This is a genomic window from Lichenicola sp. GTC18331, from assembly GCF_055386855.1.
The window spans coordinates 818,491-833,101 of the sequence record NZ_AP045015.1 but is presented as its reverse complement, the minus strand read 5'-3'; the positions used below and the strand labels follow the sequence as shown (position 1 = coordinate 833,101).

The 14,611-nt window shown below is 68.8% G+C and carries 11 protein-coding genes; 8 read left to right on the top strand and 3 right to left on the bottom strand.

The window, feature by feature from the left end:
- Nucleotides 1-97: 97 nt before the first annotated feature.
- From ACZ5BM_RS03875 to ACZ5BM_RS03865, 3 genes are read left to right on the top strand one after another with little or no spacing between them, the layout of a single operon-like run.
- Nucleotides 98-2,416 carry a polyphosphate kinase gene (locus ACZ5BM_RS03875; protein ID WP_498910054.1) on the top strand — a complete coding sequence of 773 codons (2,319 nt, stop codon included), beginning with the start codon at nt 98-100 and terminating at the stop codon, nt 2,414-2,416.
- Nucleotides 2,417-2,419: 3 nt separating this feature from the next.
- A complete protein-coding gene (locus ACZ5BM_RS03870) occupies nt 2,420-3,943 on the top strand; it encodes a Ppx/GppA phosphatase family protein (RefSeq protein WP_498911473.1) in 1,524 nt (507 codons plus the stop codon).
- Complete coding sequence (locus ACZ5BM_RS03865) at nt 3,940-4,782, top strand: CDP-diacylglycerol pyrophosphatase (protein WP_498910053.1); 843 nt, start codon at nt 3,940-3,942, stop codon at nt 4,780-4,782. The genes ACZ5BM_RS03870 and ACZ5BM_RS03865 overlap by 4 nt, the downstream gene beginning before the upstream one ends.
- A gap of 63 nt (nt 4,783-4,845) precedes the next feature.
- Here ACZ5BM_RS03865 and ACZ5BM_RS03860 read toward each other — a convergent pair whose 3' ends face one another.
- Complete coding sequence (locus ACZ5BM_RS03860) at nt 4,846-5,574, bottom strand: YfdX family protein (protein ID WP_498910052.1); 729 nt, start codon at nt 5,572-5,574, stop codon at nt 4,846-4,848.
- A gap of 205 nt (nt 5,575-5,779) precedes the next feature.
- Nucleotides 5,780-7,585 (bottom strand): monovalent cation:proton antiporter-2 (CPA2) family protein, encoded by a 1,806-nt coding sequence (locus ACZ5BM_RS03855; protein ID WP_498910051.1) that lies wholly within the window; start codon nt 7,583-7,585, stop codon nt 5,780-5,782.
- A 70-nt stretch (nt 7,586-7,655) separates the two neighbouring features.
- Here ACZ5BM_RS03855 and ACZ5BM_RS03850 point away from each other — a divergent pair, with 70 nt between their 5' ends.
- A complete protein-coding gene (locus ACZ5BM_RS03850) occupies nt 7,656-8,693 on the top strand; it encodes a hypothetical protein (protein WP_498910049.1) in 1,038 nt (345 codons plus the stop codon).
- 111 nt (nt 8,694-8,804) lie between these two features.
- Here the strand turns inward: ACZ5BM_RS03850 and ACZ5BM_RS03845 are convergent, their stop codons facing one another.
- Nucleotides 8,805-10,118, bottom strand: coding sequence for a diguanylate cyclase domain-containing protein (locus ACZ5BM_RS03845; RefSeq protein ID WP_498910047.1), 1,314 nt, complete (start codon nt 10,116-10,118; stop codon nt 8,805-8,807).
- 194 nt (nt 10,119-10,312) lie between these two features.
- Between ACZ5BM_RS03845 and ACZ5BM_RS03840 the strand changes: the two genes are divergently transcribed.
- From ACZ5BM_RS03840 to ACZ5BM_RS03825, 4 genes are all read left to right on the top strand, one after another.
- Nucleotides 10,313-11,620: an MFS transporter gene (locus tag ACZ5BM_RS03840; RefSeq protein ID WP_498910046.1), complete on the top strand. Its 1,308-nt coding sequence runs from the start codon at nt 10,313-10,315 to the stop codon at nt 11,618-11,620.
- 22 nt (nt 11,621-11,642) lie between these two features.
- Nucleotides 11,643-12,605: a carbohydrate kinase family protein gene (locus ACZ5BM_RS03835; protein ID WP_498910045.1), complete on the top strand. Its 963-nt coding sequence runs from the start codon at nt 11,643-11,645 to the stop codon at nt 12,603-12,605.
- A gap of 164 nt (nt 12,606-12,769) precedes the next feature.
- Nucleotides 12,770-13,036, top strand: a complete 267-nt coding sequence (locus tag ACZ5BM_RS03830) for a hypothetical protein (protein WP_498910044.1) — start codon at nt 12,770-12,772, stop codon at nt 13,034-13,036.
- A gap of 37 nt (nt 13,037-13,073) precedes the next feature.
- Entirely contained in the window at nt 13,074-14,597 is a 1,524-nt protein-coding gene (locus ACZ5BM_RS03825; protein WP_498910043.1) for a carboxylesterase/lipase family protein, read from the top strand.
- The last annotated feature ends 14 nt before the right edge of the window (nt 14,598-14,611 follow it).

The window sequence follows — 14,611 nt, the reverse complement described above, 5'->3', positions numbered from 1 at the left end:
CGCCGCCATACCGTCAACAAACCTTCCCCGGTTGGCCGGTTCCGGTGGCGGGGGTTTCGCTCTAGGCTCCCCCACCGTCATTCTGAGGAGAGATACGGTGGACGAGGCGGGCGCAGGCGTGACACGGAAGAGCGACGGCGCGAGGCAGCCGGCCCGTCGGCCGCGCACGGCGGCCAGAGCCGTTTCGGCGACGCCCGTCCGGCGCACACGCGCGGTTCCGGGCGAACACGCCCAGCCCGCGGCGCCGTCCCCCGCCGCGATCGACGGCACCGCGCCGGAACGATTCATCAACCGCGAACTCTCCTGGCTCGACTTCAACCAGCGCGTGGTCGAGGAGGCCGACAACAAACGCAATCCGCTGCTGGAGCGGGTGCGCTTCCTGTCGATCTCGGCCGGCAATCTGGACGAATTCTATTCCGTGCGCGTCGCGGGCCTGGTCGGACAGGTGCGCGAGGCCCTCACGCAGCGCTCGCCGGACGGGCGCACGCCCGCGCAGCAGCTCGCCGCGGTCGGCGAACGCGCCCGGATCCTGCTGGCCGAACAGCAGCGCATCTGGAAGGAGCTGTGCCACGCGCTCGACGAGAACGGCATCACCGTGCTCGAACCCGCCGCGCTGGAAGACGAGGACCACGCCTGGCTCGAGAACCTGTTCATGGACCGGGTGTTCCCGATCCTGACCCCGCTGGCGATCGACCCCGCGCACCCGTTCCCGTTCATCCCCAACATGGGCCTCGGCCTCGTGTTCCGCTTGTTCGGGGACGAAGACAGACGCCACGCCATGAGCGGACTGATCATGCTGCCGGGGCAGGTGGAGCGCTTCATCCGACTGCCGGCGCGCGCCGGCGAGAAAGGGCCGCCCCGCACACGGTTCCTGATCCTCGAAGACCTGATCGGCATGTTTCTCAACCGCCTGTTTCCCGGATTCCATGCCGAGGGCAAGGGCGTGTTCCGCGTGATCCGCGACACCGACGTCGAATTCGAGGACGAGGCCGAGGATCTGGTCCGCTCCTACGAGACCGCGCTGAAGCGCCGTCGCCGCGGCGTGGTGATCCATCTCGACATCGACGGCTCCATGCCCGCCGAACTCGCCGAGCTGGTCGCCGACGAGTTCGAGGTCGAGGCCTCCGAGGTGCAGCGCCATGACGGCCTCGTCGGCGTCGTCGACGTGAAGCAGATCATCGTCGACGATCGCGCCGATCTGCTGTTCGTGCCCTACGTGCCCCGCTTCCCCGAGCGCATCCGCGATTTCGGCGGCGATTGCTTCGCCGCGATCCGCGCCAAGGACATCGTGGTGCATCACCCGTTCGAGAGTTTCGACGTGGTGGTGCAGTTCCTCCGTCAGGCCGCGCTTGATCCGGCCGTGGTCGCCATCAAGCAGACCCTGTATCGCACCTCGCGCGACAGCCCGATCGTCAAGGCGCTGATCGAGGCCGCCGAAGCCGGCAAATCCGTCACCGCCATGGTGGAGCTGCGCGCGCGCTTCGACGAGGAGGCCAATATCCGCCTGGCCCGCACGCTGGAAGCGGCCGGCGTGCAGGTGGTGTTCGGCTTCGCCGAGCTGAAGACCCATGCCAAGCTTAGCCTGGTGGTGCGCCGCGAAGGCGGCACGGTGCGCTCCTACGCGCATTTCGGCACGGGCAACTACCACCCGATCACCGCGCGCATCTACACCGACCTCTCCTTCTTCACCGCGGACCCGGCGCTGACGCGGGATTCCGCGCGCCTGTTCAACTACATGACCGGCTACGCCAAGCCGGACTCCATGGACGCGATCGCCTTCAGCCCGCTCACCATACGCAGCACCCTGGTCTCCCTGATCGAGAAGGAGATCGCGCTTGCCGAGGCCGGTCGCCCGGCACAGATCTGGCTCAAGATGAACTCCATGGTCGATCACGAGCTGATCGACCATCTCTACCGCGCCTCCCAGGCCGGGGTGCGGGTGCTCGTCGTCGTGCGCGGCATCTGCTGCCTGCGTCCCGGCGTGCCGGGCCTGTCGGAGAACATCCAGGTCAAGTCGATCGTCGGACGTTTCCTGGAACACAGCCGCATCTTCGTGTTCGGCAACGGCAACCGCATCCCGTCCCGCGACGCGCTGGTCTATATCAGCAGCGCGGACTGGATGGCGCGCAACATGGACTGGCGCGTGGAAAGCATGGTGCCGATCCGCAACGCCACCGTGCACGCCCAGGTGCTCGACCAGATCATGGTCATGGAGCTGAAGGACAATCTGCAATCCTGGACGCTGGGCGCGGACGGAACCTGGACCCGTCTCGATCCGGGCGCCAAGCCGTTCTCGGCGCACGAATACTTCATGACCAACCCCTCTCTTTCCGGACGCGGTTCGGCAGGGCAGAAAGTGGCGCTTCCGGTGCTGCGGCCGCTGCCGCGCCGGCCCGACCGCATCCTGGAGGACTGAGTCCTGTCTGTTTCACACACGCCCGGCCCGCAGGAACGCGCCAAACGCGCCGCCGTGATCGACCTCGGATCGAACTCGATCCGTCTGGTCGTGTTCGAAGGCACGGCGCGCAACCCGGTCACCATCTTCAACGAGAAGGCGGTGGTCAGGCTCGGGCGCGGGTTGGACAGCTCGGGCAAGCTCAACGCCGACGGCATGCGTCAGGCCCTGCTCGCCATGCAGCGCTTCCACGCCGTCGCGCGCTCGCTCGGCGCCGATCCGTTCGAGGTGCTGGCCACGGCGGCGGTGCGCGACGCCTCCAACGGCCCGGCCTTCGTGGAGGAACTGCACGCCCTCATGCCCGGCGTGCCGATCCGCATCCTGTCCGGCGAGGAAGAAGCCGATTACGCCGCGACCGGCGTGCGCTGCGGCCTGCCGCGCGCCGACGGCATCGTCGCCGATATTGGCGGCGGCTCGCTGGAGCTGGTCAGGCTGGACGCGGGCGAGAAGCGCTCGGCCCTCACGCTCCGCCTCGGCGTGATCCGTCTGTCGGACCGCGCCGGCGGCGATCTCGACCGCGCGCGCAGCATCGTCGAACAGGATCTCGCTTCGGTGGAGTGGCTGCGCGACGTTCCGGGCCCCACCCTGTTCCTGGTCGGCGGCGCCTTCCGCGCCCTGGCGCGCCTCCAGATCGCGCGCACCTTCTACCCGCTCAACATCGTCCACCAGTATGAGATGCGTCTCGACGAGGCGCGCGAGATGACCGGCTGGATCATCGGCTCCTCCAAGCGCACGCTGGAACGCCTGCCGGGCGCGCCGCGCAAGCGCCTCGACGATCTTCCTTACGCCGCCATCGTTCTCCGCCGCCTGCTTCGCCGCATCGCGCCGTCGCGCGTGGTGTTCTGCGTCGATGGCGTGCGCGAAGGCTGGTATATGCGCCATGTCGCGGCGGAATCGCTCGACGAGGAGCCGATGCTGGCCGCGGCGCAGGGTCTGTGCCGCAGGCTCGGACGCAACCAGCTTCTGCCGCCCGCCCTGCTGAAATGGACCGACGCCGCCTTCGCCGGGCCGGACGGCGTTCTCGGCGGTGAAACCGAACAGGATCGCCGTCTGCGCGAGGCCGCCTGCTGGATGTCCGATACCGGCGCGTTCGATCACCCGGAATACCGCTCCGAGCAAACCTTCCTGCGCGTGCTGCGACAGCAGGGCGTCGCCTTCGACCACCCCACACGCGCCTTTCTCGGCCTGACCCTGGCGATCCGCTACGAGGCGGAGCCCGATCTGCCGTTCTTGCAACCGGCACGCCGTCTGCTCGACGTGGACGGGTTCCGCCGCGCCGAGGTGCTGGGCCTCGCCCTGCGTCTCGCCTACGCACTGTGTGCGGGCGTCCCGGAATTGCTCGAAGGCACCAGCCTCGCCCCGGAAAACGGCGCGCTGGTGCTGCGTCTCGGCGCCGAGCGCGGCATGTTCAACGGCGAAAGCGTCAGCCGCCGTCTGGATCGTTTGGCACAGGCGCTCGGCATGCAGCCGGAACTGGTCACGGCGTGAGCTGGACGAAGAAGGGGAGGCGGTCGCGCCTCCCACTGACCGGCCTCGTTCTCGCGCTGCTGTTCCCGCTCGGCATCACCCAGGCCACGGCAGCTGATCCGGACGCGCTCTGGAAGATCGTCAGCGAGCGCTGCGTGCCGGGCGAACGCGACCGTCACGATCCCGCCCCCTGCGTGTCGGTGGACGAGACCGGCGGCGATGCGGTGCTCAAGGACATCACCGGCCGCACCCAGTATCTGCTGATCCCAACGGCAAAGATCACCGGCATCGAATCCCCCGCCATTCTCGCCGAGGGCGCGCCGAACTTCTTCGCCGAAGCCTGGGCCGTCACGAAGCTGTCTCGCGACCGCTCCGGTCACGCTCTCACGCGTCGCGATTTCGCCCTGGCGATCAACTCTGAGCGCGGCCGCAGCCAGAACCAGTTGCATATCCATGTGGACTGCATCCGTCCCGATATCCGCGCAGCGCTTGATCGCATGTCGTCGCGCCTCTCCCGCCACTGGCAACCGCTCGGCGAACGCCTCCGCCTGCATCGCTATTGCGCCCTCTGGATCGACGGCGACACGTTGGGCGACACCAATCCGTTCCGCCTGCTATCAGCATCCTTGAAGATTCCATCCGAAGAGATGGGCCGTCACACCCTGGTCCTGGTCGGCGACACCAGACACGGCCGCCCCGGCTTCATCCTGCTCGACGGCAAATCCGGCGTGCTTACCACCACGCTCACGGACGCGCGCGACATCACGCGACTGCGTCTTGGTCCTGGCTCCGGCGAGGAACTCGAAGATCATTCCTGCGCCATCGCCGATCGCGAACCGCTCCTGCCGGAAACGCACTGATCGCGGCAAGGCGGCGTCGGAACGAACCGGTCGAACGGTCCGTCCCGACACGATCCGCGACGATCAGCCCGCTTTGTGCGGCTCCGCGGTCGCCGCCGCCGGCTGCGTCGTGCTGGCCGAATTCTTCGGCGTCCCGTTGAAGCTCGCCACGTCGAAGCGCGCGCCATCCTCCAGCGACTTCAGTGTCTGGTTGGCCTCGTAGTAGTGACCGTCCTTCAGCAGGTTCAGCGCATCCTGCGTCTTGCCGATCGAGCGCTCCAGCGGCACCACCTCCATGTCGAACGTCACGTTGATCCCGGCCAGACGCAGCGTGTCCATCGCGCCCTTCCTGTCGCCGGCCTTGATCTGGTGATCGGCCTTGGACAGGCTCGCCTGCTTGTCCGGCGTCGCGGTGTAGTTCTCGTCCAGCGTCATCGCGCCATCCACCGGCAGCCATTTCACCTTGCCGGTCAGGCCGTCATCCCCGCCCGTCTTCTGCGTCACGCCCGGCGGCGGAGTCAGGTCGGATTCCGCCTCGTTATAGGCGGCGACATCGGATCTGGCCTTCTGGAAGGCGGTCTCGGCGCTGCTCACGAGCTGCCGCGCCACGCCGGTCTTTCCATCGAAAATGGCGAGCCGGGCCAGGCGCACGTCGTGGAACGCGACCGCACCTTGCGTCGACAACATGCCGAAATCCTCGTTCGCCGCCGACTGCGCGGGCGACACGACCGGCGTCTGTTCGGCCGCGAAGGAAGCGGACGCCGTCAGGCACAAGGCAGCGGCAATCAACGCGATACGTTTCTGAGAGAGCATTGTCTCGTCCTTTCATGTGAAGAACGAACAATCAACGTGTCGATACGCCGCCGGTTACATTAAAACGGCCTCACGAGCAGGCAACGGAACAGTCATCGTATCGTGGAGACTGTATCCGTCCCTGACCGGTGCTCCTGTGATCCCGCCCGGCGACCACGGAATACACCCGTTATCGTGGTGTCCGTTCGTCGGATGGGCAGGCCTCTCAATCCGGACGGTCGGCCGCGAACAGCCCGGTCAGCTCGTCGTTCATCTGCTTCGCCGTCTGGATCAGCCGCTTCTCATCGTCATGGTAGGGCAGCGTCTCGCGCAGCGCCCGCTCGTCGTGCTCGCGGAAGGTCTCGACGATCTGCTTGCGCGCATTCTCGCCGATGCCCAGCTCCTCCAGCACGGTGTCCGTCATCAACAGCGCGGAATGGAACGTCTCGCGCACCAGAGGCACGTTCCGCTTCATCAGCAGATGCGCGTGCTTGCGGTTGCGCGCCCGCGCCAGGATGCGCAGCCCGGGAAAATGCCGCTGCGCCACGTCCACCACGCGCAGAACGTCGTCCGGCTCGGCCAGCGTCACCACCAGCAGCTTCGCCGTCTCCGCCCCAGCGGCACGCAGCATCTCCGGACGCGCCGGGTCGCCATAGAACACACGGGCACCGAACCGGCGCACCACCTCCACCTGGCTCGCATCCTGGTCCAGTGCGGTGAACGGGATGTTCTGCGTGCGCAGGATGCGGCCGACGATCTGCCCCATGCGGCCGAACCCGCAAATGATCACCGGCGCGTTCTGCAACGGCACCTCGTCGTAGACCGGCGCCTGACGCGCGGCGGCATCGAGGCGCGGCATCAGGAAACGCTCGCTGGCAGCGAACAGGATCGGCGTCGCGGCCATCGACAGCGCCACCGCCAGCGTCGCCTCCGCCGCCACGCTGCCGGGCAGGGTGCCCGCCGCCACGGCCGCCCCGAACAGAACGAACGAGAACTCGCTCCCCTGCGGCAGCGCCAGAGCGAACCGCACGGCATTCCGGTTGTCCTGCCGCCCGATCCGGGCCAGCACGAAACAGATCAGGATCTTGATGCCGAGCAGCAGCAGAACGTCGCGCCCGATCCGCAGCGGATCGGCCACCAGCAGCCCCAGATGCGCGCTCATGCCCACCGACATGAAGAAGAAACCGAGCAGAAGCCCCTCGAACGGCGCGATGTCGGCCTCCAGTTCGTGCCGGTATTCCGAGTTCGACAGCAGAACACCGGCCAGAAACGCCCCCAGCGACATCGAAAGGCCCGCCGCCTCCGCCAGCCACGCCGTCAACGCCACCGTCAGCAGCGCCACGGCGGTGAAGGATTCCGGCGTCCGCGCCCCGCCGATCAACCGGAACAGGCGCGGCAGAAGCACCAGCCCGCCGAGCAGGATCGCCCCGATCGCGGCGATCCCGGTCCCGACCGCACGCCAGGGCAGGGCGCTCGCTTCCAGCGCATGCAGATCATGCGGATGCGACAATCCGAGCAGCGGCACCAGCGCCACCAGCGGAATGAAGCTCAGATCCTGGAACAGAAGCACGGCGAACCCGTCCCGCCCGGCCCGCCCTTCCAGCAATTGCCGCTCGCCCAGCATCGGCAGAACGATGGCGGTGGACGATAAGGCGAGCCCGAGCCCCAGCGCGATCGCGGCCGGCCAGCCCAGGGTGAGGTCGGACACGCTGGCCGCGGACCCGGCATGGATCGCCACCGCCAGCGCGGCGGCACAGCCGAACACCTGCGCGGCGCCCAGACCGAACACCGAACGCCGCAGCGTCCAGAGCCGGATCGGGCGCAGCTCCAGACCGATCAGGAACAAGAGCATCACCACGCCGAGTTCCGATACGGCCTGGATCTGGTCGATCCCAGACACCAGCCCCAGCACGTTCGGCCCGATCAGCGCCCCGCCCACCAGATAACCGAGCACGCTGCCGAAACCGAGCCGGCGCGAGACCGGCACGGCGATCACGGAAGCCAGCAGAAGGGCGACCAGGGTGGACAGCATTCGGCTCGGTGCTCCGTGGCGATTCCGGACGCCCTTTGCGCCGCCCCTCAGGATCACACACGATGCCGGAATGATGAACCCATCGCCGTCGATCGTGGCCGTGCTCGCCCTGCTGGCCGCCAGTCCCGTCTGCGCGCAAGGGATCCCGGGCGAACCGGACCCGAAACAGGTCGAAGCGCTCTGCCAGCGTTATGCCGACACGGAACCTCCGGCGGCGGACCTGCCGACGCCGGCGCAGCAGGCATCCCTCGCGCATTGCGACAGCGAGACCCTGCTCTACGGCATCGGGCGTCCCGCCGATCCGGCGCGGGCCCGGCTGTGCGCGTTCGTGGAAGCGGACAGCCTGGAGCAGGGTCACGAAGCCCCCTTGTTCGGCGGAACGTCGATCCTGACGACGATCTACGCCAACGGCATGGGCGTGCCCCGCAACAAGGCGCTCGCGGTGAAATACGCCTGCATGTCCCAAGACTCCATCGCCGCGCGGCAATCGCGTGTCATGCACGTGGCCGGTCTCCTGCATGAGAGCTGGTATAAGCCGACCTTCTCGCCCTGCGACGACGCCACCAGCGGCGAAGCGGGCGGCGAATGCGCCGAACACGACGCCCGCTTCAAGGCGGTCGCTTTCGAAGCCGTGGTCGCGGCGTTCGCATCCAGGGTGCCGCCACGGGCACAGGCCGCTTTCGCCGGTCTCCGTGCTGCGCAGAAGCACTGGGCCGAGCTGCGTTCACAAAACGAGATCGACCTCAGCGGCACCCTGCGCAACGCCTTCGTGACCGAGGAGGAGCAACTCCAGAACGCCGATTTCGCCGCCATGTTCGAGCGTCTCGAGCGCGGCGCCCCGCCGAAGCTCGGCCGCGCCCAGCGCGATGCGGCGCAGAAACGGATCGACGCCGCCCTGCGCAAACTCCCTGCCGGCAAGGACGCCAAGCTCGGCGACACGACGATCGCCGCGAGCGATGTTCAGGCGACGCAGGCAGGCTGGATCGCCTATCGCGATGCCTGGGGCCGCTTCGCCGCTGCGGCCTACCCCGGCTGGGGCGCGGACGGCGCGGAGGCCTGGGTTTCCATCAAGCGGGCCGACATGCTGGAGCACCTGTTGGCGCAATGATCGATCGCAGGCGTCGCCCGGCCTGGCTGCGCGAGAACGGCTCGGCTGCCTTTGCCGGCATGCGCCCCAAGACGCTCCTGTCGTCGACCCTCCGATCGTCCCGGTCCGGCCTCAAAGCCCTGGCTGCCACGCCATGACGCCGCCGCCCCCGGCCCGTTTCACGGCATAGGATGCGGCGTCCGCATCGCGCAGCATCGCATCGACATCCGCATTCTCCGCCCGGTCCACGGCAAAACCGAGACTGCAGCCGATGCTGACCGTTTCCCGGCCGAGAACGAAGGGGTGCGACAGGGCCTCCACGATCCGGTCGGCGAGGCCGGAGGCATCCTCCGTTCGGCGCAGTCCGGTCTGCAGGACCGCGAATTCGTCTCCGCCCAACCGGCCGACGACGATGCCGTCCGCCAGCGTCTGGATCCGGCACGCGACCTGAACGAGAAGGTCGTCGCCCGCGGCATGTCCGAGCCGATCGTTCACGGCCTTGAAACCATCGAGATCGAGACAGTGGATCACCAGCAGGCCGGAGCTCCGGCTGGACCGCGAGCGCAGCGCTTCGCGAAAGCCCAGACGATTGAACAGGCCCGTCAGCGCGTCCTTTCGCGCCAACGTCGCCATGTCCAGCTCGGTCGTGATGTGCCGGACCGCACGCCGGTGCAGATGACGGACGGTTTCGAAACTGCCCATGACGAAAACGACGAAGATCCCCGACGACAGACGATGGGCAGTGTCGTCGTACATCGCACAGGCGACGATACCCGGAACGCTCGCCAGGATCAGGGCCGGAATGGCCAGGGTCGGAAGAATGCTCAGCCGCCCGACCACACCCGAGCCGTAGGCGAACAGGAGCGTGGCCGCCAGCATGTGCCATTCTGTCGAAAGATGCAGGAATATCCAGGCCGATGTCCCGGCGACGCAGGCGGCGGTCAGAAACGTCGCGATGCGATGCTGGACGGCGAACCTGCGTGCCAGCGCGAAGGTGATCGTGTCGTCCCGCATCAGGCGCCGCTGCCACGCCATCAGAACGAGTTTGCCCGTCATGCCGGCGGCAGAGCCGCAGGCGGTGACGAGAAGAAACCGGTTGCCGTTCATGCCGCCTGCGACGAGGCAGACGAGAACCAGCGTCGCGCCCATGATCGTGGTGGGAACCGTGCTGAAGGCGAGATCGCCGACCAGGACCTTGTAGATGTCCGAGCTGACCCGAAGCCCTTGTCTGGGTGAAGCGACCGTCATGAGAAGCGATCCGAAGGCGGCTGGAAAGCCGATAATGAGATTGGGCTCGTTAAGAAAACGTGATTGTCTAATGTCTGCCGCTTTCGAATGCGGACGAGGCTGTCGGACATGGCCAGCGCCGCCGCCGCGCGATCGTCGCGCGCCGGTCAGACCGGCTGCCGCACCGGAAACTCTCGTCTCCACGACAGAGAAGATCATAAGACATCCGACAGGCCGCTCCTAGCCGTTCCATCGGTCGCTGCGAACGATGTGAGCCGGCGCGAACGGTCGTCATTCCCGGCTGCAACCGCCGGATACGGCCTGTGTCCATGCCGGTCCGGGTTGGTCGTTTCGGCAGGACACCGATACAACGCTTTGCACGATGACCGGCAAAAGCAGGGAGCGACGGAACGGTGCAAACACGGCGATCGACGGAACGGCTGGACAGATCCGACATCCGCACCCTGGCGCTCGCGTCGCTCGGCGGTGCGCTCGAGTTCTACGATTTCGTCGTCTTCGTGTTCTTCGCCGCCACCATCGGCCATCTGTTCTTTCCCGCCGGCCTGCCCGAGTGGCTGCGTCAGACGCAGACCTTCGGCCTGTTCGCCGCCGGCTATCTGGCGCGGCCGCTCGGCGGGATCGTCATGGCGCATCACGGCGACAAGAGCGGCCGCAAGCGCATGTTCACCTTGTCCGTGCTGCTGATGGCGGTCCCGACGCTGTTGATCGGCCTCCTGCCGACCTATGCGGCGATCGGCCCCCTCGCGCCGCTGCTTCTGCTCGCCATGCGCATCATGCAGGGGGCGGCGATCGGCGGCGAAGCGCCCGGCGGCTGGGTGTTCGTGGCCGAACACGCGCCGCCAGGCCGCTCCGGTCTGGCGATCGGGCTGCTGACGGGCGGCCTGACCGGCGGCATCCTGCTCGGCTCCCTGGTCGCGACGCTCCTCGACCTCGCGGTGCCGCCCGAGCGGATCGCGGCCGGCTTCTGGCGGCTGCCTTTCCTGCTCGGCGGGGCGTTCGGCTTCGGCGCCATGGTGCTGCGACGCTGGCTGCGGGAAACCCCCGTGTTCCTGCGCCTGCGCGCCGAGCGTGACGCCGCGGCGCTGCCCGCCGCCGCCGTGCTGCGTCACCACCGCCCGGCGGTGCTCGCCTCCATGGCCAGCACCTGGATGCTCACCGCCGCCATCGTCGTGGTGATCCTGATGGCGCCGACCCTGCTGCAGAAGCAGTTCGGAATCGCGCCGGCGCGGGCGCAGGCGGCCAATCTGCTCGCCACCGTCACGCTGACGATCGGCGCCGTCCTGGTGGGCATCGCGACCGACCGGTTCGGCTTCCGGCGCACGGCGATCGCCTCCATCCTGCTGCTGGCCGCCTCCGCCCTGCTGCTGTTCGTGGGCGCCGCTTCCGATCCGGCGGCGATCGTGCCGCTCTACGCCCTGGCCGGGCTGGGTGCCGGCGTCGTCGCCATTCCCCCGGTTCTGATGGTGCGGGCCTTCCCGCCGGAGGTCGCGTTCACCGGCCTGTCCCTGTCCTACAACGTCGCCTACGCGTTGTTCGGCGGGCTGACGCCCCTGCTGGTCGCGGTGCTGGCGCACGAGAACCGTTTGGCGCCCGGTTTCTATGTGGCCGCCGTCGCCGCGATCGGCCTCCTCGCCGCCCTGCTGGCCCCGGTCGCCCCGTCTCGACCGGCCACCGGCGGCATGGCAGAACCCGCCGCATAAGAAAACGGGAGAACGCCGAACGATGTCCGCCACGATCCAGCACGGCCGCGCCGACACGGCGTCCATCGTGTCCTTCGGCAGCATCAATGCCGATCTCGCCGCCTATTGCCGCAGCCTGCCGCGTCCGGGCGAGACCATCCATGCCGAACGCTATGTGATCGGCCTGGGCGGCAAGGGCGCCAATCAGGCCGCCTGCGCCGCGCGCCTGGCGGGGTCGCTCGGCATAGGCGTGTCCATGGTCGGGCGCGTCGGCAACGATCCGTTCGGCGTGCTGGTGCGCGACCGTCTGGCCGGGTTCGGCGCCTCGCTCGAACACGTGCGCACGGACGAGCGCAACCCCACAGGCATCGCCCTGATCGGCATAGAGAACAGCGGCGAGAACAGCATCACCGTGGTCGGCGCCGCCAACATGGCGATCGACGCCGGCGACGTGGAGCAGGCCAGGCCGCTTCTCTCGGCGGCGCGCGTGCTGCTGCTGCAGCTCGAAACGCCGGTCGCCGCCAGCCTCGACGCCGCGCGTCTGGCCCGTGCCGGCGGCGGCATCGTGATCCTCGATCCGGCTCCGGCCCCCGAGCACGGCCTGCCGGACGAATTCTGGGCGCTGGCCGACCTGCTCACGCCCAACGAGACCGAGGCCGAAGCCCTGGTCGGCGTCCGGCCGGTGGACCCGGTCTCCGCCTCGGCCTGCGCCGATCGCATGCAGGAGCGCGGGTTGAAGCGCTGCATCGTCAAGCTGGGCGCGCGCGGCGTGTATTTCCGCGACGAGACCGGCGACGGCTTCGTGCCGCCCTTCGCGGTGAAGGCGATCGACAGCGTGGCCGCGGGCGATTGCTTCAATGCCGGTCTGGCGGTGGCGCTGGCACAGGGCAAGGCGCTCGGCGAGGCGGCCCGGTTCGCGGCCGCCTGCGGCGCCCTCGCCACCACCCGCGCGGGGGCGGCGGAAGCCGCGCCGAGCCTGGACGAGGTGCTGGCCCTGCTCGGCTGATCCTGCCGGGCGGCACGAAACGCAGGCCGCGGACCCGGCAAGTCCTGCCGGGTCGGACGCGGCATCGTTTCCGGTTTGCTTGCCGGAACAAGCCCTTACGCCGGGTCGCGTTCCTGGCCCGGCGATTGCAACGTCCCGATCACCGTTCAAACCAGGTGATCGAGATGGCCGATATTTCCTCCCTGTCCTCGCTCCAGGGCGCCGGCAGCGGCGTCAAGGCGCATAAACATGCCCACCATGCCGCCGCCGGGCAGTTCCAGAGCCTGATGTCCAACCTGACCGGCACGGGCGCGCAGAGCAGCGCCGCCAGCACGTCCTCGGTCGGCACCCAGTCCGCCGTCACGGCCAAATCCTCGTCGACCGCATCGGTGTCCGGCGCGCTCGGCGGGTTGCAGCACGTGCTCGATCTGCTGCAAGGCGTGTCCGCCTGAGCCGTTCCGGCCGGGCCGGCAGCGGACAGGGGTGACGATGGGCGGTGTGCGACGGGCGTTCGGTCTGGGGCTCGCCGTTCTGTTCTCGCTTCCGTCGCTGCAGGCCGTCGGCGCGACCGTTCCGGCGCCGCATCCGGTTCTGGTGCGGACCGCCGAAGGGCCGGTGCGCGGCACGACGGTTCCGGGCGGGTCGATCCGCGTCTTTCGCGGCATTCCCTACGCCGCGCCGCCGGTCGGTCCCCTGCGCTGGCGCGCGCCGCAACCGGTGACGCCCTGGACGGCCGCGCTCGATGCCACCCGGTTCGGGCCGCCCTGCATGCAGCGCGTACCGGCCGACCAGCTCGTGCAGCCGAGCGAGGACTGCCTCACACTGAACGTCTGGGCGCCCCCACGGCGCGGCAAGGCGCCACCCCTGCCGGTGATGGTGTTCATCCATGGCGGCGGCTTCGTGTTCGGCGCGGGCTCGGAGCCGGTCTATGACGGCGCCGCCCTGGCCGCGCATGGCGTGGTGGTGGTGACGCTGAACTACCGGTTGGGCGTGTTCGGCTTTCTGGCCCATCCGGGCCTGACCGCCGAAGGCTCGCCGTCCGGCAATGCCGGTCTGCTGGACCAGATCGCGGCGCTGCATTGGGTCCAGCGCAATGCCGCGGCGTTCGGCGGCGACGCGTCGCGCGTGACCCTGTTCGGAGAATCTGCGGGCGGCACCTCGGTGATGGCGCTGCTGGCCTCGCCCGAGGCGCGCGGGCTGTTCTCGCGCGCCATTCTGCAAAGCGCCGCGATGGGCTGGAAGCTGCGCACGCGCGCCGAGGCGGAACGCACCGGCCTGGTTCTGGGCGACGATCTCGCCAGACTGCGCGCGACCCCGGCGCGCGACCTGCTCGGCAACGCCACCCGGATCCAGGCGCTCGCCCCGCTGATGGCCCCGGTGCCGCTGCCGTTCCCGGTCGTGGGGGATGCGGTGCTGCCCGACCAGCCCTTCACCGCCCCGCTGCCGCCGATCCCCATCCTGATCGGCGACAACCAGGCGGAGGGCATGAGCTTCGCCACCCCCTGGTCGCTCTACGACAGGCAAGGCTATCTGCGCGCGCTCCACACCGTGTTCGGGCCGCTCTGGAAGGAGGCCGCGCGCGTCTATCCGGTGAACACGGACGCCGATATTCCCGCCGCCAGCGCGGCCCTGGTGGGGGACGGCATGTTCTTTGCCGGAGCCAGGACCTTCGCGCGCCGCGCCGCGGCGAACGGCTCGCCCGTCTTCGCCTATCTGTTCGACGAGCCGGTCAACGATCACCCGCCGCGCCACGCCGCGGAACTGCGCAGCGTGTTCGGCACCCTACCGCCGAAGGCGACGCCGCAGCAGAATGCCCTGTCGGAACTGATGATGACCGCCTGGACCCGCTTCGCCGCGACGGGCGATCCGAACGGCCCCGGCGTGCCGGAATGGCCGCGCTTCGCCGGGCCGGACGACCCGTACCTGACGCTGGGGCTGGTGGTCGATCCGGCGACCCGGTTCCATGCCGCGCGGCTGGATTTCATGCAGCGGGCGCTCGACGCCGGTCCGTAGGCGAGCGACCGGGG

Coding starts and splice junctions, on each gene's coding strand:
- ACZ5BM_RS03860 (WP_498910052.1), bottom strand. CDS start 5,574: ATGCTCTCTCAGAAACGTATCGCGTTGATTGCCGCTGCCTTGTGCCTG.
- ACZ5BM_RS03850 (WP_498910049.1), top strand. CDS start 7,656: ATGATGAACCCATCGCCGTCGATCGTGGCCGTGCTCGCCCTGCTGGCC.
- ACZ5BM_RS03835 (WP_498910045.1), top strand. CDS start 11,643: ATGTCCGCCACGATCCAGCACGGCCGCGCCGACACGGCGTCCATCGTG.
- ACZ5BM_RS03845 (WP_498910047.1), bottom strand. CDS start 10,118: ATGATCTTCTCTGTCGTGGAGACGAGAGTTTCCGGTGCGGCAGCCGGT.
- ACZ5BM_RS03825 (WP_498910043.1), top strand. CDS start 13,074: ATGGGCGGTGTGCGACGGGCGTTCGGTCTGGGGCTCGCCGTTCTGTTC.
- ACZ5BM_RS03855 (WP_498910051.1), bottom strand. CDS start 7,585: ATGCTGTCCACCCTGGTCGCCCTTCTGCTGGCTTCCGTGATCGCCGTG.
- ACZ5BM_RS03830 (WP_498910044.1), top strand. CDS start 12,770: ATGGCCGATATTTCCTCCCTGTCCTCGCTCCAGGGCGCCGGCAGCGGC.